The organism is Hahella sp. NS-SX17, assembly GCF_057367735.1.
The window spans coordinates 6,560,884-6,583,619 of sequence record NZ_CM170632.1 but is presented as its reverse complement, the minus strand read 5'-3'; the positions used below and the strand labels follow the sequence as shown (position 1 = coordinate 6,583,619).

Sequence of the window (22,736 nt, the reverse complement as noted above, 5' to 3'; positions counted from 1 at the left end):
AAAGCATATGAAGACAGGTCTGTATCAACCAGGTGAGTTCAAAGATAACTGTGGTTTTGGTTTGATCGCCCATATGAATGGGCAAGCCAGCCATGATCTGCTGCGCACCGCTATTGAGTCCCTCACATGCATGACTCATCGAGGTGGTATCGCTGCGGATGGCAAAACCGGCGACGGTTGTGGGTTACTGATACAAAAGCCTGATTCCTTTCTAAGGGCGATAGCCGAAGAAAGCTTTAATGTTGAGTTGGGCGCGAATTACGCGGTGGGTATGCTGTTCCTGAATCAGGACGAAGCTATGGCGAAAGCCGCCCGTGAGCGCTTGGAGTCCGCGCTGGCCGAACAAGGCGTGAAAACCGTCGGGTGGCGCCTTGTTCCTACGAATACGGAATGTCTGGGGCCTATGGCTCTGGATTGCCTTCCTGTTATAGAACAAATATTCGTTGAAGCCCCGAAGGGCATTAATGAGCACGAGTTCGCGGTCAAACTGTATATTGCCCGCAGGATGGCCGAGAACGCCTTGGCGGAAGATAAAGAGTTCTATATCTGTAGCTTGTCCAGCCAGGTGCTTTCTTATAAAGGGTTGATGATGCCCGTCGACCTGCCAAACTTTTATCTGGACCTTGGCGATGCGCGCTTGGAAACCGCTATTTGCGTGTTCCACCAGCGCTTTTCCACTAATACGGCGCCGCGTTGGCCGTTGGCGCAGCCTTTCCGGTATCTGGCTCACAATGGTGAGATCAACACTATCGACGGCAACCGTAACTGGGCGATGGCTCGCGCAAGCAAATTTAAATCCCCACACCTGCCTGATCTGGAAGCGCTGCAGCCGATTGTGAATCGCACTGGCTCAGATTCCTCTTCCATGGACAACATGCTGGAAGTCTTGCTGGCGGGCGGCGTTAATCTATTCCGCGCCGTGCGTATGATGATTCCGCCTGCATGGCAAAACGTGGACACCATGGACCCGGATTTACGCGCGTTTTATGAATACAACTCCATGCACATGGAACCTTGGGATGGCCCCGCCGGTGTGGTATTGACTGACGGTCGCTACGCGGTGTGTCTGTTGGATCGTAATGGATTGCGTCCTGCGCGCTGGGTTATCACCAAAAACGGCTACATTACGCTGGCCTCGGAAGTGGGCACTTATGGCTACAAGTCTGAGGATGTCGTCGCCAAGGGCCGTGTTGGCCCGGGTCAGATTTTGGCGGTGGACACCCATACCGGCGAAGTGCTGCATACTCAGGATGTGGATAACCGTCTGAAATCGGCGCACCCCTACAAGAAGTGGCTGCGTGAAAACGCACTGCGTGTGGAAACCAAACTTAATCAGCAGACGCCTGAATTCACGCTGATGGAAAAGGAAAACCTGCATGAATACATGAAAATGTTCATGATTTCCTTTGAAGAGCGCGACCAGGTGCTACGTCCTCTGGCTGAATCCGGCCAGGAGGCGGTGGGTTCAATGGGTGACGATGCGCCAATGGCGGTGCTATCCACCCGCATCCGTTCCGTTGCGGACTACTTCCGTCAGAAATTTGCCCAGGTGACTAATCCGCCAATCGATCCGTTGCGGGAAACCATTGTCATGTCTCTGGAGACCTGTTTGGGCGCGGAACGCAATGTATTCCAGGAAACGGCTCAGCATGCTAACCGAATTATCCTGAGTACGCCGGTATTGTCGCCAGCCAAGTTCTTCCGAATCGCCAACCTGCAGCGTGAAGGTTTCTCCGTAGAGAAAATCAAGTTGTCGTACCGCCCAGAGTTAGGGCTCAAGCAAGCGATTGAAGCCGTGGCGGATCAGGCGGAAAACGCCGCGCGCAACGGCAGAGTGTTGGTGATACTGAGCGACAACTGCATTAACCAGGGCGAGCTGCCAATCAACGCCTTTATGGCGACAGGCGCTGTGCATCACCGTTTGGTGAACAAAGGCCTGCGTTGCGACGCCAATATCATAGTGGAAACCGCTTGGGCGAGAGACCCGCATCATTTCGCCGTGTTGTTTGGTTTCGGCGCCACCGCGGTTTATCCATACCTGTCTTATCAAGTGCTTAATGACCTGATTAACACCGGCGAAGTATTGATCGACCCTATCGAAGCCAAAAATAACTATAGGAAAGGCATTAACAAAGGTCTGTTGAAAATACTCTCCAAGATGGGGATATCGACAATCGCCTCTTATCGCGGCGCGCAATTATTCGAGGCCGTGGGGCTGGCGGATGATATTGTTGATTTGTGCTTCTGCGGCGTTCCCAGTCGTATCCAGGGCGCCTCATTCTATGACTTCCAGACGGAGCAGGCGGAGCTGGCCAAAATGGCCTGGGCCAAACGCAAACCAATATTGCAGGGCGGTCTGCTGAAGTTCGTCCATGGCGGCGAATATCACGCCTATAACCCGGATGTGGTCGGCGCGTTGCAGAAGGCGGTGCGCGAAGGCGACTATGGCGTTTATCAGGAATATGCCTCCTATGTAAACGGCCGGGCGCCGATGACGCTGCGCGACCTCTTCAAAATCTCTGATAAGGTCAAGCAGATTTCGATAGACGAAGTCGAACCGCTGGAAAACATTCTTCCCCGGTTTGACTCCGCCGCCATGTCCATTGGCGCGCTGTCTCCTGAGGCGCACGAAGCGCTGGCGGTCGCGATGAACCGCTTGGGCGGTCGCTCCAACTCAGGCGAAGGCGGTGAAGATCCGGCGCGCTATGGGACGGAGAAGCGCTCCAAGATCAAGCAGGTGGCTTCAGGTCGCTTCGGCGTGACGCCTCACTATCTGGTCAGCGCGGATGTGCTGCAGATTAAAGTGGCGCAGGGCGCCAAGCCCGGCGAAGGCGGCCAACTTCCTGGCGGTAAGGTTAACCAGTTAATCGCACGCCTGCGTTATGCAGTCCCAGGGGTGACGCTGATTTCTCCGCCGCCGCATCATGATATCTACTCGATCGAAGATTTAGCGCAGCTGATTTTCGACTTGAAACAGGTCAATCCAGAGGCGCTGGTGTCGGTCAAGCTGGTGTCTGAACCTGGCGTCGGCACTATCGCCGCAGGTGTGGCCAAAGCCTACGCGGACCTGATCACGATTTCGGGGTATGACGGCGGCACGGGCGCCAGTCCGCTGACCTCTATCAAGTACGCCGGTTCTCCCTGGGAATTGGGCTTATCAGAAGCGCATCAGGCGTTGCGTGCGAATGATCTGCGCGGCAACGTGCGCCTGCAGACGGACGGTGGTCTGAAGACCGGTCTGGATGTGGTGAAAGCGGCCATTCTTGGTGCGGAAAGCTTCGGCTTCGGCACTGGGCCAATGGTGGCGTTGGGCTGTAAATACCTGCGGATTTGCCACTTGAACAACTGCGCCACGGGTGTTGCGACGCAGAATAAAGATCTGCGCGATAAACATTTCCAGGGCACGGTGGAAATGGCGATCAACTACTTCAAATTCGTCGCAACGGAAACTCGTGAGTGGATGGCCAAGCTGGGCGTTCGTTCTCTGGAAGAACTGGTTGGCCGCACGGACCTGCTGGAGATTTTACCGGGCGCGACGGCCAAGCAGCGCAATCTGGATTTGACGCCGATGCTGAGCAACGACGCAATACCTGCGGACAAGCCGCATACCTGCCAGTCCGAGCGCAATGCCCCATACGACAAAGGCCGTTTGGCGGAAGAAATGGTGCAGGCAGCGCTGCCAACCATCGAAGCCAAAAGTGGTGGTGAGTTTGAGTTTCGCGTCACCAACTGTGATCGCTCTATCGGCGCCCGTTTGTCCGGCGAGATCGCTAAGCGACACGGCAATCAGGGTATGGCGGAAAACCCGCTGGTCTTCCGTTTGACCGGCACCGCTGGGCAAAGCTTCGGCGTGTGGAACGCTGGCGGCTTGCACATGTATCTGGAAGGCGACGCCAACGATTACGTGGGCAAAGGCATGACTGGCGGTAAGTTGACCATACGTCCTCCCCAGAACAGCTCTTTTGCATCGCAGGAAACTTCCATCATCGGTAACACCTGCCTGTATGGCGCCACTGGCGGCAAGCTTTTCGCCGGGGGTGTGGCGGGCGAACGCTTTGGCGTGCGTAACTCCGGCGCCTATGCGGTGGTGGAAGGCGTGGGCGACCACTGCTGTGAATATATGACGGGTGGTATGGTGGCTGTGCTGGGGAAAACCGGTTACAACTTTGGCGCAGGCATGACTGGCGGCTTTGCTTATGTTCTCGACCTGGAGAACCGCTTCGTCGACCGCTATAACCATGAGCTGGTGGAGATTCACCGTATTACCAGCGAAGCGATGGAAGCGTACCGCAACTATCTGCGCGACGTGATCGACGAGCACGTTCGGGAAACCAGCAGCGCCTGGGCGGAAAACATGCTGGATAACTTCGATGACTATGTGGGGCGCTTCTGGTTGGTGAAACCCAAAGCCGCCAGCCTTGCCTCGTTGATGGACAGCACGCGGGCAAGGCCTGAGTAATAAATCGGGGCTGTTAAGTTTAGTCGGAGTTCCCGGCGTAATGAGGGTGGCGAGACTGCGCCTCGGGCGTTCGCGCTGCGCCGGGTCCAGAAACAGATTTTTTGTATACAGTTTAGAGGTTTAGACGCAATGGCGGAGAGACTGAGCAATAACTTTCAGTTCCTCGATGTGGGACGGCAAGATCCTGAAAAGGTTCCGGTTGGGCGTCGTAAGAAGCAGTTTAGAGAAATCTACAAGCCCTTTAAGGAAGAGGAAGTCAAAAACCAGGCGCACCGCTGTCTGGAGTGCGGCAACCCCTATTGCGAATGGAAATGCCCAGTGCATAACTACATTCCCAATTGGCTAAAGCTGGCGTCGGAAGGCAACATCATGGCGGCGGTTGAGCTCAGCCATCAGACTAATACGCTCCCTGAAGTCTGTGGCCGGGTATGCCCGCAAGACAGATTATGCGAAGGCGCCTGTACGCTGAATGATGGTTTCGGCGCCGTGACGATCGGCTCGACCGAGAAATATATTACAGATACGGCGCTGGCGTTGGGCTGGAAGCCGGATATGTCCAAGGTGGCCATGACCGAGAAACGGGTCGCCATTATCGGCGCGGGTCCCGCCGGTTTGGGATGTGCAGATGTCTTGATCCGCAGTGGCGTGAAACCTGTCGTGTTCGACCGCTACCCGGAAATTGGCGGGTTGCTGACCTTCGGTATTCCAGAGTTCAAACTGGAAAAAGAGGTTATGGTCCGCCGCCGTAAGCTGTTTGAAGAGATGGGCATCGAGTTCCGTCTGAACACAGATGTAGGGAAAGATGTGGCGTTTGCGGATTTGTTGAATGAATTCGACGCCGTCTTCCTGGGAATGGGAACCTACAACTATATGAAAGGTGGCTTCCCCGGCGAGGAATTGCCTGGCGTTTATGACGCGCTGCCGTATCTGATATCCAACGTCAACCGTTGCCTGGGGTATGAAAAAGCGCCGGAAGACTTTGTCGACATGCAGGGCAAGCGAGTTGTCGTCCTCGGCGGCGGCGACACCGCAATGGACTGTAACCGGACGGCGATTCGTCAAAAGGCTAAATCAGTAACCTGCGCTTATCGTCGTGATGAGGCCAACATGCCCGGTTCACGTAAGGAAGTCGCCAACGCGAAAGAAGAGGGCGTCAAGTTCCTGTTCAACCGTCAGCCCGTGGCCATCATCGGCGATGAGCGGGTAGAGGGCGTGAAAGTGGTGCAAACTCGCCTGGGCGAGCCGGACGAAAATGGTCGTCGTCGTCCTGAAGTGGTGGCGGGAAGCGAAGAGATACTGCCTGCGGACGCAGTGCTGATCGCATTTGGTTTCCGTCCCAGCCCTTCACCCTGGTTCCAGGAGTTTGGCATTGATGTCGATAACGGCGGACGAGTCATCGCGCCGGAACAGCAGCAATACAAATTCCAGACGACTAACCCGAAAGTGTTCTCCGGCGGAGACATGGTGCGCGGCTCCGACCTGGTGGTCACGGCTATCTGGGAAGGCAGACAGGCGGGAGAAGGCATTCTCGATTATCTGGAAGTATGACGCTGTGAAGTGATTGATTAACAATCAAAAAGCTTCAGACGTATGAAAAGGCATGGTTTTCCATGCCTTTTTTGTTGGGGGCGAACGTGGTATATGTGCTGCTCTCAAATTCTGGAACCCTGGAGACGTCATGTCAGAACTGAAGAATGATCGATTTTTACGCGCGTTAATGAGACAGCCGGTGGACGTGACGCCGGTGTGGATGATGCGCCAGGCCGGACGTTACTTGCCTGAATATCGGGCTTCCAGGGCTCGTGCAGGCAGCTTCATGGACCTGTGTAAAAATGCGGAATTCGCCTGTGAAGTCACGCTTCAGCCACTGGAGCGTTTTGAGCTTGATGCGGCGATTCTTTTCTCTGACATTCTCACTATTCCTGACGCGATGGGGCTGGGCCTGTACTTCGAAACTGGAGAAGGCCCCCGCTTCAAAAAGACGGTAAGAACGGAAGCGGACGTCAACGCGCTGCATATGCCAGACGCGGACACGGATCTCGGCTATGTCATGAACGCCGTGCGCACCATTCGCCGGGAGTTGAACGGCCGCGTCCCCCTGATCGGCTTTTCCGGCAGCCCTTGGACTTTGGCTACTTATATGGTGGAAGGCGGTTCAAGCAAGGACTTCCGTGAAATCAAAAAGCTCGCATACGGACAACCGGAGTTGCTGCATTTGTTGCTGGATAAACTGGCGGATTCCGTAGCGGATTACCTGAACGCGCAAATTCGTGCGGGCGCGCAGGCTGTGCAGATTTTTGATACCTGGGGCGGGGCTCTGACTGCCGCGGGATACCTTGAATTTTCGCTGGCTTATATGAAAAAGATCGTGTCGAAGCTGCAGCGTGAGGCGGACGGGCGTCCTGTACCGGTGATTCTGTTCACCAAAAATGGCGGCCAATGGCTGGAGCATATTGCCGATGCAGGCGCTGACGCGCTAGGGCTCGACTGGACGACGGAAATCAGTGAGGCCAGAAGACGTGTGGGCGACCGGGTTGCTTTGCAAGGCAATATGGACCCGGCTGCATTATATGCGCCTCCCGCTGCGATTCGGGATCAGGTTTCGCGCATTCTGGCGAGCTTTGGTTCTGGCGAGGGGCATGTCTTTAATCTGGGGCACGGGATCACGCCGGATGTGGACCCAGAACACGCGAAAGTCTTTATCGACGCCGTCCATGAGTTGAGCGCGCCTTATCATCAGAATGCCTGATTGCGATTGGCGTTAATGGAGTATTTGTAGGAATGGCGAAGAAACAGACCAGTTACGTCTGCACGGAATGTGGCGCGGATTACCGCAAATGGATGGGGCAGTGTATTCAATGCGGAGCCTGGAATACGGTCAGCGAATTCCGTGAAAGCCGGGTGCCTGTCAAGAGCGCCGCCCGCAGCGGATTTACTGGGCAGCGGGCGCAATTACAGTCTCTGGAAGAGGTTGAACTGGTCGATCTTCCCCGCACATCCACTCTGAGTCCCGAGTTTGACCGCGTGCTTGGAGGCGGTATTGTTCCCGGATCGGTCGTGCTGATCGGCGGTCATCCCGGCGCAGGCAAAAGTACTCTGCTGCTGCAGACGACCTGTCGACTGGCGGAGCGACACAAGATTCTTTACGTCACTGGCGAAGAATCCATTCAGCAGATCGCCATGCGCGCACGCCGCCTGCAGCTTAACAGTCACGGTATGCAGGTGATGTCGGAGACGGATGTTGAAAGCGTCCTCGACACTGCGCGAGAACAAAAGCCGAACATACTCGTTATTGACAGTATTCAAGTCATGCACGTCGCCGAGCTGCAATCTGCGCCGGGCAGCGTCGCTCAGGTGCGGGAAGCGGCTGCGGCGTTGACCCGCTTCGCCAAGCAGTCCGGCGTTGCGTTGCTGATAGTCGGGCATGTCACCAAAGACGGCTCTCTCGCAGGCCCTAAAGTGCTGGAGCATATGATCGACGCCTCCATCATGCTGGAAGGTAACGAAGACAGCCGTTTCCGGACATTACGCGCGATCAAGAACCGTTTTGGCGCCGTGAATGAATTAGGCGTCTTCGCGATGATGGAGACGGGGCTAAAAGACGTTAAAAACCCCAGCGCTATTTTTCTTAATCGCGAGGGTCACACCGCTGCGGGCAGTATTGTGACCGTCGCCTGGGAGGGCACCCGACCATTGCTGGTGGAAATTCAGGCGCTGGTGGATCAAGGCTTCGGCGCGGCCCCCAGACGTTTAGCGATAGGTTCCGACCCCCAGCGTCTGGCTCTGCTGTTGGCGGTTTTACATCGTCACGGGGGCTTGCACGTGGGGGATCAGGATGTGTTCATTAACGTGGTGGGTGGTGTGAAAATCGCTGAAACCAGTGCGGATTTAGCGGTATTGATGGCGATATCCTCAAGCTTTAAGGATCGCGCGGCGCCGAGCGATTGGGTGGTGTTTGGCGAGGTGGGTCTGTCAGGAGAAATCCGGCCGGTCAGCAGTGGGCAGGAGCGTATTGTCGAAGCGGCCAAACATGGCTTCACCAAGGCGATTGTGCCAAAGTCGAATGCGCCCAAGAAAGCGCCGGAGGGCATGCAGGTGATAGGCGTATCCCGTTTGCAGGAGGCGCTTGAACTGCTTTAGCCTGTGCGCCCGCTAGACCGTTTCAATTAGCGCGGCGAGCTCTCTTTCCAGCAATGCGGAACTGCCTAGATTCAACTCTACCAGGCGTCTCAATGTTGAGGCGCTGTCCAGGTCCATGTGCTCGCAGGAAAAACCCAGATGGCCTTTTTCCGCATGGCGCATATGCCCGTTAAAGCTGATCAAGTGTTCCGCGTCCAAGTTGACGCGAAGTTCAAACGGGGAGCGAGTGTCTGCTTCTCCCCAGTCTGCGGGCTCATGCACCAGTGCGCCGCGAAAAGAGATATCCAGTAACTGACTGACCCAGCTGCGGTTGTTTTGTTGAATGGTCACCTCCGCATCAAATGATATACGCTGAAAGCGGCGGCGATCTGAAGAGGACGTTGGCGACATAGTTTTTTATTCCCTGTAGCGATACCTAAACTATAGTCGCTACATGGGAGAACTTCACGTTGAGAGGGGAGGACGGGGCGTTGACCCCGTCCGGAAAGAAAGGCTATCAGGCCAGGCGCTTATATTTCATGCGCTGAGGCACGGCGGCGCTCTCGCCGACGCGTTTCTTGTAGTCTTCGTCGTATTCGGAGAAGTTGCCTTCGAACCAGACCACTTCACTATCGCCTTCGAAAGCCAGGATGTGGGTGGCGATACGGTCGAGGAACCAGCGATCGTGCGAGATGACAATCGCGCAACCAGGGAAAGCCAGCAAGGCCTCCTCAAGCGCTCGTAAGGTCTCTACGTCGAGATCGTTGGTCGGTTCGTCGAGCAGTAATACGTTGCCGCCTTGTTTTAGCAGCTTGGCCAGGAATAAGCGGTTGCGTTCACCGCCGGAAAGTTCCTTGACTCGTTTTTGCTGCTCGCCGCCGCGGAAATTGAAGCGGGACAGATAGGCGCGGGAAGGAGTGCGATAAGAGCCGACTTCAATCATATCCTGACCGTCGCTGACTTCTTCCCATACTGTTTTACTGTCATCCAGCTCCCGCATTTGTCCAACGTAAGAAAGCTGTACGGTGTCGCCAAGGCGGATAGCGCCAGACTCTGGTTGCTCCATGCCTGCGATCAGCTTGAATAACGTAGACTTACCTGCGCCGTTGCCGCCGATGACGCCGACAATGCTGCCTGGAGGCACATTGAAGTTAAGGTTATCGAACAGCAGTTTGTCGCCGAAGCGTTTCTTGACGTCATTAACTTCAATGACGATATCCCCCAAACGTGGTCCGGGCGGAATGTAAATCTCGTTGGTCTCGTTACGGGACTGAAAGTCCTGTGACGACAGCTCCTCAAAGCGGGCCAGACGCGCTTTACTCTTGGCGTGGCGGCCTTTGGGGTTGCTGCGCACCCAGTCCAGTTCTGATTTGATGGTTTTCTGGCGAGCGGCTTCAGTTCTTTCTTCCTGCTCCAGGCGTTTTTCCTTGGCTTCCAGCCACTGGCTGTAGTTGCCTTCGAAGGGGATGCCGCGACCGCGGTCCAGCTCCAGTATCCAGCCGGCGACATTGTCGAGGAAGTAACGGTCGTGGGTAATCGCTACGACAGTGCCAGGATATTCATGAAGGAAGCGTTCCAGCCAGGCGACGCTTTCTGCGTCCAAATGGTTGGTCGGTTCGTCCAGCAGCAGCATGTCTGGCTTGGATAGCAGTAGTTTGCAAAGCGCTACGCGGCGGCGCTCGCCTCCTGACAGGGTGCTCACTTTGGCGTCCCAGGGCGGAAGGCGCAATGCATCGGCGGCGACTTCCAGCGTGCGCTCCAGATTGTGGCCATCGGTGGTTTGCAGTAGCGCCTCCAGCTTGGCCTGCTCTGCGGCCAAAGCATCGAAATCGGCGTCTGGCTCCGCGTAGGCGGCGTATACTTCGTCCAGTCGCGTCATGGCGTTCTTGATTTCTGCGACGGCCTCTTCGACGTTGCCGCGCACATCCTTGCTTTCATCCAGCTGTGGTTCCTGTGGCAGGTAGCCGACATTTATTCCGGGTTGTGGACGGGCTTCGCCGATAATGTCGGTATCTACGCCAGCCATAATGCGAAGCAGGGTGGACTTACCTGAGCCGTTCAGACCCAGTACGCCGATTTTAGCGCCAGGGAAAAAGCTGAGGGAGATGTCTTTAAGAATTTCTCGTTTCGGAGGGACTACCTTGCCCACCCGATTCATGGTGTACACGTACTGTGCCATGAGATTGAAACCTATGCCTTTGATTTGATAATGAAAACGAAAGCGTTTGCCCGCGTTAAGCTGTTTTGGAAATAGTTCTGCGACTCCATCGGTCCTAACGAGTGACGGCTGGAAACTACGTGGGCCTGTCTGGACATTGGCGTAAAGTCCGGCCGCAAGCGTCTGGGCGAATGGAATGGTACTGTGAATGGCCGTTTAAGTTAGCTGAAATCGTTGACTTTGGCAAACAGCGAGCGTTTTTGCGGAGGCTTTGCTCCGCCTTACCGGAAGCGCGGTAAAATGGGGTGAAGAGCAGGGGATAATCGATTAAAATAGCGGCTTTTCTCACCGCCGTACGCTGACTTCACGAAACTACGGTACTCACTTCCTAGAGATAGAGGCGACAGATGTTTACGCGTGACATGACCATCGCAAGTTTTGATCCTGATCTTTGGACCGCCATGCAAGGTGAAACCCAGCGTCAGGAAGAGCACATAGAACTGATTGCATCTGAAAACTACACTAGTCCACGCGTTATGGAAGCCCAGGGCTCCGCGCTTACTAACAAGTATGCGGAAGGTTATCCCAACAAGCGCTATTACGGCGGTTGCGAATATGTTGACGTAGTTGAGCAGTTGGCTATCGACCGCGCCAAAGAGTTGTTCGGGGCCGACTACGCCAACGTGCAGCCTCACTCCGGCTCCCAGGCGAACGCAGCGGTATACATGGCCCTGTGTAAGCCTGGCGATGTGATCCTCGGCATGAGCCTGGCTCATGGCGGCCACTTGACGCATGGCGCATCCGTCAGCTTTTCCGGTCGTATTTATAAAGCGGTGCAGTACGGTTTGAACCCGGAGACTGGTGAAATTGATTACGAAGAAGTCGCCAAACTGGCGCGTGAGAACAAGCCCAAGATGATTGTGGCGGGCTTCTCCGCCTACTCGCGAGTGATTGATTGGGGACGTTTTCGTGCTATTGCGGACGAAGTCGGCGCTTATTTATTTGTCGATATGGCCCATATCGCAGGCTTAGTTGCAGCGGGCGTCTATCCCAGCCCCGTGCAAATTGCTGACGTCACTACGACCACTACACACAAAACTTTGGGCGGTCCCCGCGGCGGTCTGATTCTCGCCAAAGCCAACGAAGAACTGGAAAAGAAGCTTAACTTCGCAGTATTCCCGGAAAGCCAGGGTGGCCCTTTGATGCATGTTATCGCTGCGAAAGCGGTTTGCTTCAAAGAAGCGATGACTGGCGAATTCAAGCAGTATCAGGCGCAAGTAGTTAAAAACGCCCGGGTTATGGCGGACACTTTTATTCAGCGCGGATATGACATTGTTTCCGGTGGTACGGACGACCATTTGTTCCTGGTTGACCTGATCAAGAAAGATATCACCGGAAAAGACGCAGATGCGGCATTGGGGCGCGCCAACATCACAGTGAATAAAAACGCGGTGCCTAATGATCCTCGCTCTCCATTCGTCACTAGCGGCTTACGCATCGGTACGCCTGCTATCACCCGTCGCGGCATGGGCGAAGCGGAAGCAAAAGAGCTGACTGGCTGGATCTGCGACGTTCTGGACGATATCGAAAACGAAGAGACTATCCAGCGCGTCAAGCAGCAAGTGCTGGAGGTGTGCAAAAAGTTCCCGGTATACAAAGGATAAATAAAGCGCTCCCTGCGGGGAGCATTTGCTTTTCTGGACACAGGAATTTGGTGATTTATGCATTGCCCGTTTTGCAGCGCTGCGGACACAAAGGTGATTGATTCCCGTTTGGTCGCCGATGGCAGCCAAGTGCGCCGCCGCCGCGAGTGCGTCTCTTGCTCCGAGCGCTTTACCACCTACGAAGCGGCGGAGCTGGTTATGCCCAGAATCGTGAAACAAGACGGCACCCGCGAACCCTTTGACGAAGATAAGCTGCGGGCGGGCTTTCTGAAAGCGCTGGAGAAGCGTCCGGTGAGCATGGAGGAAATTGAAGCGGCTGTGGATCGCATTAAATTCCGCCTGCGCGCCACCGGGGAGCGGGAGCTTAACTCCCGAGTGATAGGCGAAGAGGTGATGTCTGAATTGCGCGAGCTGGACCAGGTCGCTTTCGTACGTTTCGCCTCTGTCTATCGTCGCTTCCAGGATCTCGACGAGTTCCGCGCCGAAATCGATAAGCTTTCTCGGGATGCCGCCGGTTCTCCCCTGGTATCAGAAAAAGCCGCCAATAAAGACGACGTTCCTACCAAATAATGACCATTTCCACACAAGACTATGCTTATATGGCTCGCGCTTTGCGGTTGGCTGAGCGCGGGCTTTATACAACGGACCCTAATCCCAGAGTAGGCTGCGTTTTGGTGAAGGATGGAAGGATCGTTGGCGAAGGTTGGCACCAGCGTGCAGGAGAGGGGCACGCGGAAGTTAACGCTTTACGTGCGGCTGGCGAGACGGCGAGAGGCGCTGACTGTTACGTTACGCTGGAGCCATGCAGCCATTACGGGCGCACGCCTCCCTGCGCCGAAGCCCTGGCTAAAGCCGGTGTGCGTCGAGTCGTTGCGGCGATGGATGACCCTAACCCCAATGTTGCAGGTAGAGGATTAGCGATTCTGCGAGAAGCCGGCATTGAGGCTGAGTCGGGGTGTATGGCGGTGGAGGCGAATGAGCTCAATATTGGTTTTTTTCAACGCATGCGCGAAGGCCGTCCCTGGGTGCGAGTAAAAATCGCAAGCAGCTTGGATGGAAAGACGGCGCTGCACAATGGCGCCAGCAAATGGATTACTGGCGATGCGGCGAGAGAGGACGTGCAAAAATTACGCGCACGCAGCTCGGCGGTCGTTACGGGTATCGGCACGGTTATCGCTGATAACCCATCTCTTAATGTTCGAGGCCAGGAGCTTGAGCGAAGCAGTAATGGTAAGTTGAGGCAGCCCATTCGCGTTGTGTTGGATTCTCAACTACGGTTTCCCGCCGAGGCCAATATGCTCGGATTACCCGGAAAAATATTACTGGTTACGAGCATAGATGTCTCTGAAGGTTGGCTTGTTCAGCGGCAGAACGGCAAGGCTGAGTTTGAGGTATTGAAACTCATTGGCGAGAACGGGCGTATTGATCTGTCTGCATTGCTTTCCGCTTTGGCCGCCAGAGAATGCAACGAAGTGTTGGTTGAAGCGGGCGCCAGTCTGGCGGGCGCTTTTGTCGCACAAGGGCTCGCCGACGAGATATGGACTTATATGGCCCCGAAGTTGATGGGGGAGGGGCGCTCCGCATTCGTTTTGCCGCGCTATGATCAAATGGATCAAGTCATATCTTTGAAATTGAACGAGGTCCGTCAGGTTGGCGACGATGTGCGCATGATCTGGAGGAAGGGGTGACATGTTTACCGGGTTAGTTGAAGAAGTCGGCGTTGTGAACGCAATCCGCCAACAGGGCGGTGATTGGATGCTGGAAGTTAACGCCTCCGGTAGCTTCATGGAAGAGGTGCGCTTGGGCGATAGTATTGCCGTTAATGGCGTTTGCCTGACTGTGACGGCAATGAGCGGAAAAGGGTTTCGTGCAGATGTGTCGCGGGAAACATCTGCGCACACATCCATTGCTGCATGGCGTGCGGGAATTAAAGTGAATCTGGAAAAAGCGTTGCAGTTAAGCGCGCGGCTAGGCGGCCACTTGGTTTCTGGGCATGTTGACGGCGTCGGCGAGTTGACCTCAAAAGAAGAGGATGCGCGCTCGCTGCGTTTGGCGATTCGGGTTCCTGAAGCAATATTACGTTATGTTGCGGCCAAGGGCTCTATCACTGTCGATGGGGTTAGCCTAACCGTCAATGAGATTGCCGGCTCTGTGATGAGTCTGAATATCGTTCCGCACACAGCCCAGGCGACGACTTTGGGCGAATTGAAAACCGGCGGTTTGGTGCATCTGGAAGTGGATCTGCTGGCCCGTTACACCGAGCGATTATTGTTTTGCGCTTCTGCTGATAGGAGCGATGCGAAGACGTCTACAATAAGTAAAGAATTTCTGGCGCAACACGGCTTTTATAAATCATAGAAGTTGCAGGCGCTGGTGCAGATGTGAGTACGATATTTGAGGCGGAGTATGCAGCTTAACAGCGTAGAAGAACTGATTCAGGATATCCGTCAGGGCAAAATGGTCATTCTGATGGATGATGAGGATCGCGAAAATGAGGGTGATCTCATTATGGCGGCGGAAATGGTGCGTCCGGAAGACATCAACTTCATGGCTAAGCACGCCCGTGGCTTGATTTGTCTCCCAATGACCCGGGAGCGTTGCCAGTATCTTGGCTTGAATCCTATGGTGAACGCCAACAATGCGCAATTCGCCACGGCGTTCACCGTGTCCATTGAGGCGGCGGAAGGCGTTACTACCGGTATTTCCGCTGCAGATCGCGCGCATACCATTCGTGTCGCGGTGGGGCGTAACACCAAACCGTCGGACTTAGTGCAGCCGGGCCATATTTTCCCCCTTACGGCTCAGCCTGGAGGCGTGCTGAGTCGGGCCGGGCATACTGAAGCGGGCTGTGATTTGGCGCGCCTGGCTGGGTGCGAGCCAGCAGCAGTGATCGTCGAGATTATGAATGAAGACGGCACTATGGCGCGCCGCCCGGAACTGGAGGAGTTTGCGCGTGAGCATGGTCTCAAAATCGGTACTATTGCAGACCTGATACACTACCGCGCCACAACCGAGCAGACCATTGAGCGTCTGGAGGAAAACGAGTTGCCGACAGAATACGGCGATTTCAAGTTGGTGACATATAAAGACACGATTCAGGAAAACATCCATTTAGCGCTGGTTATGGGCGAGCCGAGTCCCGATAAGCCTGTGCTGGTCCGGGTGCACTTTGCCGATGTATTAAAAGATTTATTCGGCGCCATACGCCCGGGCTCAGAGAGCTGGCCTATTGGTAAAGCGCTGGCGAAAGTCGCGGAAGAAGGCGAGGGCGTTGTTATTCTGTTGGATAGTGAAAGCGGCGAACAGGATATCAGTGAGAGAGTTCACGATTTCTTTAAGCCCAAGAAGAAGCGGTCGGGCAATGTTTCTCCGGTTTCTGGGGCGTATCTGACTATAGGTACGGGGTCTCAGATATTAAGGGATCTTGGCGTTGGCAAAATGCGTGTCATGAGCGCGCCAATGAAGTTTAGCGCGTTGTCCGGTTTCGACCTTGAAGTGGTGGAGTACGTTCCCTTCTGTGGCGAAAGTGTGTCAGCGAATTAGAGTTAAGTTTGGAGAGTAAATATGACAGTCAAGGTGGTAGAAGGCGATTTCTTGCAAGGTGCGTCTGCAAAGTACGCCATAGTTGTAGGAAGATTTAACAGCTTTGTGGTGGAGAGTCTGCTGGAAGGCGCTTTGGACGCCCTGCGCCGCCATGGTGTTGCGGAAAGTCAAATCACCATTTATAGAGCGCCGGGAGCCTTCGAAATTCCTTTGCTGGCTCAGCAGGTTGCAACCCGCACCAAGCCTGATGCAGTGATAGCTTTGGGCGCGGTGATTCGTGGCGGTACGCCTCACTTTGAATATGTTGCTGGAGAGTGCGCCAAAGGGCTGGGTCAGGTTTCCCTGCAGGCGGGTATTCCTGTCGCATTCGGTGTATTAACTGTCGACAGTATTGAGCAAGCCATCGAGCGGTCAGGCACCAAGGCTGGCAACAAAGGAGCGGAAGCCGCGCTGTCAGCGTTGGAAATGGTTGGACTACTACAGCAGGTAGGTGAATAAGTGAGCGAACAACCGTCTTCAGGACGCCCCATGTCCAAGGCGATGGAAAAGCGTCGCGCCGCCCGTAAACTGGCGTTGCAGGCGCTTTACCAATGGCGCGTCGCCGGCGCCTCCATATCTCAGATCGAAGCGGAGTTCGCTGTGGATAATGATCTGCAACAAGTGGACAGGGATTTGTTCAAGGCGGTTTTGTATGGCGTGCCTTCCAGCGTAAGCGAACTTGACGCATTATTGCAGCCATTCGTTGACCGTAAATTGGCTGATGTGGACCCGGTGGAATTAAGCTTGATTCGCATGGGAGCATTCGAGTTGCGCTCGCGTATCGAAGTGCCATACCGCGTGGTGATTAATGAAGCCGTTGAGCTCGCCAAGCAGTTTGGCGGTACAGACGGCCATAAATTCGTCAACAGTGTGCTGGATAAGCTGGCGCCGCAACTGCGGCAAGCGGAAGTCGCCGCAGCCAAGAGTAAGAAGAAGTAAATTGAGCGAATCATACAGGCAAGGCGATTAAATGGGAGAGTTCGAGTTAATCTCTCGCTATTTTCATACGCCTTTTGCAAACTTCCCTGGTGCTGAGCGCTTCATTGATACTGGCATTGGGGATGATTGCGCTGTATTGGCCCCTCAAGATGGTCGACTCGTGATTTCTACGGATACATGCGTATCCGGCGTCCACTTCCCCATAGGTGCGGCTGCGGAAATGGTCGCCTCTCGCAGTCTCGGCTCCAGTGTCAGCGATTTGGCTGCGATGGGGGCCGAACCTGTTGGGTTCACGCTGGCTCTGACATTGCCCAATCTCGACGAGAAGTGGCTGCAAGCATTTGGCGTTCGATTGTATGAGTCAGCATTAGCATGGCGAATTCCTCTTATTGGAGGAGATACGACGAAGGGGCACCTTGCTGTGACCGTCACCGTATTTGGTCAGGTTCAGAAAGATTGCCTGTATCGCAAAGGGGCTGCTGTTGGTGAAGATATCTGGGTATCCGGGATGCTGGGAGACGCATCTGCTGCGTTGTCCTTGTTGGAGCGGCCGCATTCTTCACTTTCTTCTTCAGAGCTGCAGCTGTATCAACGTTATGAGCAGCCGCAGCCTCGTTTGGAGTTAGGGCGAAAACTGCTCGGAGTCGCGACAGCGGCTATTGATATTTCCGATGGGCTGGCGGCGGATTTAGCGCATATATGTAGCGCATCAAAGTGTGGCGCCTTGCTCGATGCAGAGGCAATTCCCTTATCGCCAGCTTTGGTTGAGACCTGTCAACGAGAAGGCGCTCTGCGCCATGCTCTGCTGGGAGGAGATGACTACGAGCTGTGTTTTACGGCTCCGCAATCTGCTCGAAACCTTATTCAATCACTTTCTGCTGACGCGCCATTGAGCCGTATTGGAGCCACGCGCAAGTCGCCGGGCGTCGCAATGCAAAGGCATGGCGAAGAAGTAATACTGATGTCCAAAGGCGGTTATGACCATTTTAAAGAGAACTCACTAACGTGACCCTCACTACTCGTGCTGAATCTTCATTTAAGCCTCCTGTCATGGCTACGCTTAAATCTCCAACCCACTTGCTTGCCGCGGGGCTGGGCTCGGGGCTGGCTCCATGGGCGCCAGGAACGTTTGGTTCTGCGTTGGCGGTATTCATTTATATGGTGTCTTTGGCGCATCTGGAGTCATGGCTACAGCTATCCATTATTTTTGCTTCCGCGTTGGCTGGCGTTTATTTATGCGGCAGAACGGCGCGCGATTGGGGGGTTCATGACCATAAGGCCATTGTATGGGATGAATTTGTCGGTCAGTGGATAGCACTGCTCCTTTTGCCTTGGAACAGTGTGTTCGTTGTGGCGGCCTTTTTATACTTTCGGTTATTTGATATCTGGAAGCCTTGGCCAATTCGATGGTGCGACCGCCATATTCACGGAGGAAAAGGGATCATGCTGGATGATCTGCTGGCGGGTGTAATGGCGTTGGCGGCGACGCAGCTGACAGTTCACGGCGTCGCATTGTTATAGCGCCTCAGTAGATTCGGTGCGCTCGCATAACCCGGGCGGCATGGCCCTCGGCGGGTAGTAGCTGAGCGACCTTCAAGAAGCGCCGTAATCCCTCTTCCGCGCGCTCTTTGGCGGCGTAGGGGCCGCTGTCGAACCCTTCCCGTGTGGAGAAGTACCACTTGTCGCCGACAGCGAAGAAGCGGTCGCTACGGAACGGCGTCAAGCCATCTTCACCTCTTCTGTTAACAGTATCCATATAAAGTCCCTCTTCTGCATAGATATAGTCTTGTTATTGTTTGATTAAAAAGTGGCACAACTTATCCATTTAGGCAAATGGGTTACCCTCTTCGTTATTTTGCCGGCTTAATAAGTGGCGCTACGAGGTTGCATAAGCCCTTCCGCCGTATGACAATTGGGCCCGTTTTATGAAAGCTCTTAAGGCTTACTACGAAATAAAAGTTAAAGAGGATGATATGAAGGTTATTTGGTCCTGGCTCCGGTCGTCGCTTGTAGTGGCGTTAGCAATCGCCGTCAGTGCGTGTGGAACGACGCGAGCGATTAAAACCTATGACGGTCAAACCCTGGGCGATGGCCAAGTGGCTAAAGTCATGGCGCCGGCTGAAATCGAACTGCTTGAAATCGATGGCGTTTCACAAAAGAGCTTCCTGTTGGAAAACCTTGACTTAACCTATGATGTATTGCCAGGACAGCGCACTCTGGTGTATCGCTATACCAGCATTTGGGCTAAACCCAGAGAAAACGATGATAGCGATGCGGAGCATGTTGATAAGGTGGTATCAGATCGTTTTCAGGTCACAGTTGATATGCAGCCAGGACAGGTCTACACGTTTGGCTTCAATAAGCCTGACTCTAAGCGTGAAGCCGAAGCATTTGTAAAGGCTCCAAAAATAGTGCTGGTCGATAGCGCCAACAGGACTGTCGCTGCTGGTGGCCCCTATCAGCCTGTTGCGGTTGCAGCTACTCAACCTAATGCTTCCCAGCCTTCAGCTGGGGCTGCAGTAAGACCTAACTCGTCTGCGATTGTCGCTGCGCAGGCGGCTCAAAACGCTCCAGTATCCGCTAATGTCGCAGCTTCTCCATCAGATGCCGGCATCTCTCGTATTGAGGCGTTGAAAGTGCTTTGGGAAAAGGCGTCGGCCGAAGAGAAGAAAGAGTTTCTTCGTTGGGCGTTCAAGTAGCGAATGGTGGACCCTTGGGAGTACTGGAGTTGTGTTTCTAAGGGGGTGACAAAGTCACTTTGCAGGTTCAGAATGGTCATTTAGTGAAGCTCTCTGTTTGCCCGTAGCCATGAGAATATTCTTAGCTGCGGGACGTCAAAGGGAGAAGTGAAATGACTGTTCGAGAGCCTGCGGTAAGCGGGTTATTCTATCCCGCTAATGCAGCAGAATTGTCTGAAGCTGTAAATCGCTATGTGGCGGGGACGGCTTCCTACAGTTTTACTCCGAAAGCGATCATCGCCCCTCATGCAGGATATATCTATTCTGGCGCTGTAGCGGGAGCGGCTTATCGCACTCTTTGTGTTTCCGCTGAACGTATCAATAAGGTTGTCTTGTTAGGCCCAAGCCACCGAGTTGGCTTTAAGGGGCTGGCAGTTCCATCGGTGGATTTGTTTTCTACGCCTCTTGGCAATATCGCTATAGACGCTGACAACTTACGGAAGCTGACGCAGCTGTCTCAAGTTGTAACCCTGGACTCGGCGCATGCTCAAGAGCATAGCTTAGAAGTGCATTTGCCATTCTTGCAGCAATGTCTTGGCCGCTTCGAGTTGACGCCTCTTGTCGTTGGCGACGCAGATGCTGATTCAGTGGCTGAAGTTTTGGGACAGCTATGGGGCGGAGACGAAACTTTGATCGTCGTCAGTACGGATCTGAGCCATTATCATGACTACGCTACAGCCCAGGAAATTGACGCAGATACAACCTGTAAAGTTTTGGCTCTCACGCATTGGCTTACAGGAGAGCAGGCCTGTGGCTGCCGGGGCGTAAATGGTCTTCTGCTGCTGGCCAGTCGCAAGAAGCTTCAGATCACATGCTTGGCGCAAGCTAACTCCGGCGATACTGCTGGCGATAAGAGCCGAGTAGTGGGGTATGCCTCTTATGCCCTGTATTAGTCTATCGGATGTGGAAAAGACCTTGCTGTATGAGGTGGCTACCCAGTCGATCGAAAACGGACTGGCCTCAGGTGGGAGGAGGATGGTTGATCTGGCGCTGTTCCCTGGCTCCCTGCAGCGGTTGGCGGCTACCTTTGTCACGGTTCTGAATATGGGGAGGCTTCGTGGTTGTATTGGAGTTTTGGGGGCAATCCGTCCTCTAGTTGAAGATGTGTCGCATAATGCATTTAGTGCGGCGTTTGAAGATCCCCGGTTCGCTCCATTAACGCAGGACGAATGGCGAGACTGTGCGTTACATATTTCCGTCCTGAGTCCTCCTCAGTCATTGCCGGTTAGTTCAGAGCGAGATTTAGCCTCCAAGCTCAGGGTTGGAGAGGATGGCCTGATACTTTCCTGGCGCGGACATCGCGCGACATTTCTGCCTTCTGTATGGGAGCAGCTTTCTGATCCAGTGGATTTTATCGGGGAGCTGAAGCGTAAGGCTGGCCTGGAAAAAGGGTTTTGGGCTGACGACGTGAGGGCTGAAGTTTATCAGGCCACTTATATCTGACGATGGCTTAAAGCTCCGAATTTACGTCCTTTTGTTTGCTGTTGTCTTCTTCTGGCTTTTTACCGTCGGAAAATAAGTTGCTGAAGAGGGCTGTGATATCTCCCAGCAAAGCGGCAAGCATATTAGAGGGGCGCTGCTCTGGCGAGGCCGGCGTGGGCTGAATAGAAGCAAGATCAGTGTGCTTCAAATCATGTTCCAGCTGCGTAAGCGCTTCTTCGAAGTGCTTGGTGAGCTGAGCGGGATTGGGAATGACCTTCGGGCTGCTGGTCAGGGTGAATGTGACCTCGCCGTTGTAGCTTACCACCACGATAGAGAGTCCAAGCCCGTCAAATAGTGGAGCGCTGCCGAGCTGTTTGATGACTTTGGCTCCACGGAAGAACAGGGGCGTCTGCGGGCCCGGAATATTTGTAATAGGTACATTAAATAGAGGCTTGTGTCTTTGGGCGAGCTGAAACTCGGTATAGATGCGAGCCGATAGCCCCAGCATAGAGGACGGTATTAACTGAGTTAAGCGAGCGGCGGATATAGCCTGACCATAAATTTGCGATGAAGATGCATTGTCATGTATTGCTTTAAGGCGGACAGCCAGATTTGGTTCATTGGTGGCGAGTGATATCAGCATGGCCGACAGTTGACTGCCTGTAGGGCTGTCGATGCGCTTAGAGCGAACGGAAATTGGTGAGACTGCAATGAGGGGGCGCTCAATACTTTCCTCAAGTGAATTCAAGTAGCGACATAACACCTCGGAGCATAGCGCCATTACTACATCGTTAAGTGTAATGTCTTCATGCTGTTTCCTCAGTTGCTTGAGCTTCTCAAGTTCGCAGGCGAAATATGCCAGGTTGCGCTCTTTGCCTATGGCGCGATTAAAAGAAGTGAAGGGTGCGCTAAATAGAGCCGGTGGTAGCGCCAGTCTGTGCAGCCTCTGCACCAAGAGTGTGTAGAACACTGACGCTGCGGCATCTTTCGCCATATTGGCCAGACGAAATGGTGTGTTCAGGGCTGAGCCGTAGACATTGCCAATCAGTCGCGCCTTTGAAGGCAGGGGGGCGGGGGTCCAAGTCTGAGGAGAATCTTTCTTTACGGGCTCTGAAGAAAAGTCGAGCAGGGCGCTCATTAGTTCTTCGCCTGTCGCGCCATTGACGACTGAGTGATGAATTTTCACGATCAGGGCGCAGTAGTGACCGTCCTTGATGCCATTGGGTTTGTACCCGCTGACCAGTGTTAGCTCCCAGAGGGGGCGCTCGCGGCTTAAGGGTTCCGCGAGAATCGCGGACGCGAGATTGAGTAGCTGCTCTTCTGCGCAAGGTAAAGGAAGGTGAATGTGGCGAAGATGCATGCCGAGGTCAAAGTCTGGATCGTCTACCCAGTACGGGTGGTCCAGCTTTAGCGGCACCTCCACAAGGCGTTGCCTGAATTGCCTGGCTGCCGGTAAGCGGGATTCTATGTGTAGGCGAAACTCCTCAAAGCTCAGTTCGCCGCCTTGGTCGGAGCAGTCGAGAACATATACCCCTCCGATATGCATAGGGGCGGATTCTGTTTCCAGATATAAAAAGGAGGCGTCCAGTTCGCTTAGCTGCTGCATATCCGCTTGAAGTCCTGTTATAGCCGTACCGCTCACTTTATCAGTACGA

Annotated in this window: 20 protein-coding genes; 16 read left to right on the top strand and 4 right to left on the bottom strand. The window is 54.3% G+C overall.

Features of this window, described 5'->3' with window-relative positions:
- The first annotated feature begins 7 nt into the window (after positions 1-7).
- The 4 genes from gltB to radA all read left to right on the top strand — a co-directional run bounded on the left by gltB (position 8) and on the right by radA (position 8,599).
- The gene (gene gltB / locus AC2IBB_RS29435; RefSeq protein WP_486330224.1) at positions 8-4,459 is read left to right on the top strand and encodes a glutamate synthase large subunit; all 4,452 of its coding nucleotides are present in this window, start codon (positions 8-10) and stop codon (positions 4,457-4,459) included.
- Between the two features lie 129 nt (positions 4,460-4,588).
- Entirely contained in the window at positions 4,589-6,007 is a 1,419-nt protein-coding gene (locus AC2IBB_RS29430; protein ID WP_486330223.1) for an FAD-dependent oxidoreductase, read from the top strand.
- 130 nt (positions 6,008-6,137) lie between these two features.
- The gene (gene hemE / locus AC2IBB_RS29425; RefSeq protein WP_486330222.1) at positions 6,138-7,208 is read left to right on the top strand and encodes a uroporphyrinogen decarboxylase; all 1,071 of its coding nucleotides are present in this window, start codon (positions 6,138-6,140) and stop codon (positions 7,206-7,208) included.
- Positions 7,209-7,240: 32 nt separating this feature from the next.
- Positions 7,241-8,599 (top strand): DNA repair protein RadA, encoded by a 1,359-nt coding sequence (gene radA / locus AC2IBB_RS29420; protein ID WP_486330221.1) that lies wholly within the window; start codon positions 7,241-7,243, stop codon positions 8,597-8,599.
- Between the two features lie 12 nt (positions 8,600-8,611).
- On the opposite strand, the gene AC2IBB_RS29415 is transcribed toward radA, so the two are convergent.
- Complete coding sequence (locus AC2IBB_RS29415) at positions 8,612-8,989, bottom strand: PilZ domain-containing protein (protein ID WP_486330220.1); 378 nt, start codon at positions 8,987-8,989, stop codon at positions 8,612-8,614.
- A gap of 106 nt (positions 8,990-9,095) precedes the next feature.
- Entirely contained in the window at positions 9,096-10,757 is a 1,662-nt protein-coding gene (gene ettA / locus AC2IBB_RS29410; RefSeq protein WP_486330219.1) for an energy-dependent translational throttle protein EttA, read from the bottom strand.
- Positions 10,758-11,143: 386 nt separating this feature from the next.
- Here ettA and glyA point away from each other — a divergent pair, with 386 nt between their 5' ends.
- From glyA to AC2IBB_RS29365, 9 genes are read left to right on the top strand one after another with little or no spacing between them, the layout of a single operon-like run.
- Positions 11,144-12,400 carry a serine hydroxymethyltransferase gene (gene glyA / locus AC2IBB_RS29405; protein ID WP_486330218.1) on the top strand — a complete coding sequence of 419 codons (1,257 nt, stop codon included), beginning with the start codon at positions 11,144-11,146 and terminating at the stop codon, positions 12,398-12,400.
- A gap of 57 nt (positions 12,401-12,457) precedes the next feature.
- Positions 12,458-12,970, top strand: a complete 513-nt coding sequence (gene nrdR / locus AC2IBB_RS29400; RefSeq protein ID WP_486330217.1) for a transcriptional regulator NrdR — start codon at positions 12,458-12,460, stop codon at positions 12,968-12,970.
- Between the two features lie 29 nt (positions 12,971-12,999).
- Complete coding sequence (gene ribD, locus AC2IBB_RS29395) at positions 13,000-14,088, top strand: bifunctional diaminohydroxyphosphoribosylaminopyrimidine deaminase/5-amino-6-(5-phosphoribosylamino)uracil reductase RibD (protein WP_486330216.1); 1,089 nt, start codon at positions 13,000-13,002, stop codon at positions 14,086-14,088.
- A gap of 1 nt (position 14,089) precedes the next feature.
- Positions 14,090-14,758: a riboflavin synthase gene (locus AC2IBB_RS29390; RefSeq protein ID WP_486330215.1), complete on the top strand. Its 669-nt coding sequence runs from the start codon at positions 14,090-14,092 to the stop codon at positions 14,756-14,758.
- Positions 14,759-14,806: 48 nt separating this feature from the next.
- Positions 14,807-15,943: a bifunctional 3,4-dihydroxy-2-butanone-4-phosphate synthase/GTP cyclohydrolase II gene (gene ribBA / locus AC2IBB_RS29385; RefSeq protein ID WP_486330214.1), complete on the top strand. Its 1,137-nt coding sequence runs from the start codon at positions 14,807-14,809 to the stop codon at positions 15,941-15,943.
- Between the two features lie 21 nt (positions 15,944-15,964).
- A complete protein-coding gene (gene ribH, locus AC2IBB_RS29380) occupies positions 15,965-16,441 on the top strand; it encodes a 6,7-dimethyl-8-ribityllumazine synthase (RefSeq protein ID WP_486330213.1) in 477 nt (158 codons plus the stop codon).
- A 30-nt stretch (positions 16,442-16,471) separates the two neighbouring features.
- Positions 16,472-16,921, top strand: a complete 450-nt coding sequence (gene nusB, locus AC2IBB_RS29375; RefSeq protein WP_305906260.1) for a transcription antitermination factor NusB — start codon at positions 16,472-16,474, stop codon at positions 16,919-16,921.
- 31 nt (positions 16,922-16,952) lie between these two features.
- The gene (gene thiL, locus AC2IBB_RS29370; RefSeq protein WP_486330212.1) at positions 16,953-17,930 is read left to right on the top strand and encodes a thiamine-phosphate kinase; all 978 of its coding nucleotides are present in this window, start codon (positions 16,953-16,955) and stop codon (positions 17,928-17,930) included.
- Positions 17,931-17,971: 41 nt separating this feature from the next.
- Complete coding sequence (locus tag AC2IBB_RS29365) at positions 17,972-18,442, top strand: phosphatidylglycerophosphatase A family protein (RefSeq protein WP_486330211.1); 471 nt, start codon at positions 17,972-17,974, stop codon at positions 18,440-18,442.
- Between the two features lie 4 nt (positions 18,443-18,446).
- Here AC2IBB_RS29365 and AC2IBB_RS29360 read toward each other — a convergent pair whose 3' ends face one another.
- The gene (locus AC2IBB_RS29360) at positions 18,447-18,677 is read right to left on the bottom strand and encodes a DUF6316 family protein (protein ID WP_486330210.1); all 231 of its coding nucleotides are present in this window, start codon (positions 18,675-18,677) and stop codon (positions 18,447-18,449) included.
- Between the two features lie 169 nt (positions 18,678-18,846).
- On the opposite strand from AC2IBB_RS29360, the gene AC2IBB_RS29355 reads away from it, so the two are divergent.
- From AC2IBB_RS29355 to amrA, 3 genes are all read left to right on the top strand, one after another.
- Positions 18,847-19,620: a YccT family protein gene (locus AC2IBB_RS29355; RefSeq protein WP_486330209.1), complete on the top strand. Its 774-nt coding sequence runs from the start codon at positions 18,847-18,849 to the stop codon at positions 19,618-19,620.
- A 152-nt stretch (positions 19,621-19,772) separates the two neighbouring features.
- Positions 19,773-20,552, top strand: a complete 780-nt coding sequence (amrB, locus tag AC2IBB_RS29350) for an AmmeMemoRadiSam system protein B (RefSeq protein WP_486330208.1) — start codon at positions 19,773-19,775, stop codon at positions 20,550-20,552.
- A complete protein-coding gene (gene amrA / locus AC2IBB_RS29345; RefSeq protein WP_486330207.1) occupies positions 20,539-21,102 on the top strand; it encodes an AmmeMemoRadiSam system protein A in 564 nt (187 codons plus the stop codon). The genes amrB and amrA overlap by 14 nt, the downstream gene beginning before the upstream one ends.
- 7 nt (positions 21,103-21,109) lie before the next feature.
- On the opposite strand, the gene AC2IBB_RS29340 is transcribed toward amrA, so the two are convergent.
- Positions 21,110-22,687, bottom strand: coding sequence for a WS/DGAT/MGAT family O-acyltransferase (locus tag AC2IBB_RS29340; RefSeq protein ID WP_486330206.1), 1,578 nt, complete (start codon positions 22,685-22,687; stop codon positions 21,110-21,112).
- Between the last annotated feature and the right edge of the window lie 49 nt (positions 22,688-22,736).

Coding starts and splice junctions, on each gene's coding strand:
- AC2IBB_RS29340 (WP_486330206.1), bottom strand. CDS start 22,687: ATGCAGCAGCTAAGCGAACTGGACGCCTCCTTTTTATATCTGGAAACA.
- nrdR (WP_486330217.1), top strand. CDS start 12,458: ATGCATTGCCCGTTTTGCAGCGCTGCGGACACAAAGGTGATTGATTCC.
- hemE (WP_486330222.1), top strand. CDS start 6,138: ATGTCAGAACTGAAGAATGATCGATTTTTACGCGCGTTAATGAGACAG.
- radA (WP_486330221.1), top strand. CDS start 7,241: ATGGCGAAGAAACAGACCAGTTACGTCTGCACGGAATGTGGCGCGGAT.
- thiL (WP_486330212.1), top strand. CDS start 16,953: ATGGGAGAGTTCGAGTTAATCTCTCGCTATTTTCATACGCCTTTTGCA.
- AC2IBB_RS29355 (WP_486330209.1), top strand. CDS start 18,847: ATGAAAGCTCTTAAGGCTTACTACGAAATAAAAGTTAAAGAGGATGAT.
- glyA (WP_486330218.1), top strand. CDS start 11,144: ATGTTTACGCGTGACATGACCATCGCAAGTTTTGATCCTGATCTTTGG.
- AC2IBB_RS29360 (WP_486330210.1), bottom strand. CDS start 18,677: ATGGATACTGTTAACAGAAGAGGTGAAGATGGCTTGACGCCGTTCCGT.
- ribD (WP_486330216.1), top strand. CDS start 13,000: ATGGCTCGCGCTTTGCGGTTGGCTGAGCGCGGGCTTTATACAACGGAC.
- AC2IBB_RS29390 (WP_486330215.1), top strand. CDS start 14,090: ATGTTTACCGGGTTAGTTGAAGAAGTCGGCGTTGTGAACGCAATCCGC.
- amrA (WP_486330207.1), top strand. CDS start 20,539: ATGCCCTGTATTAGTCTATCGGATGTGGAAAAGACCTTGCTGTATGAG.
- nusB (WP_305906260.1), top strand. CDS start 16,472: ATGTCCAAGGCGATGGAAAAGCGTCGCGCCGCCCGTAAACTGGCGTTG.
- ribH (WP_486330213.1), top strand. CDS start 15,965: ATGACAGTCAAGGTGGTAGAAGGCGATTTCTTGCAAGGTGCGTCTGCA.
- ribBA (WP_486330214.1), top strand. CDS start 14,807: ATGCAGCTTAACAGCGTAGAAGAACTGATTCAGGATATCCGTCAGGGC.
- amrB (WP_486330208.1), top strand. CDS start 19,773: ATGACTGTTCGAGAGCCTGCGGTAAGCGGGTTATTCTATCCCGCTAAT.
- AC2IBB_RS29430 (WP_486330223.1), top strand. CDS start 4,589: ATGGCGGAGAGACTGAGCAATAACTTTCAGTTCCTCGATGTGGGACGG.
- gltB (WP_486330224.1), top strand. CDS start 8: ATGAAGACAGGTCTGTATCAACCAGGTGAGTTCAAAGATAACTGTGGT.
- ettA (WP_486330219.1), bottom strand. CDS start 10,757: ATGGCACAGTACGTGTACACCATGAATCGGGTGGGCAAGGTAGTCCCT.
- AC2IBB_RS29415 (WP_486330220.1), bottom strand. CDS start 8,989: ATGTCGCCAACGTCCTCTTCAGATCGCCGCCGCTTTCAGCGTATATCA.
- AC2IBB_RS29365 (WP_486330211.1), top strand. CDS start 17,972: ATGGCTACGCTTAAATCTCCAACCCACTTGCTTGCCGCGGGGCTGGGC.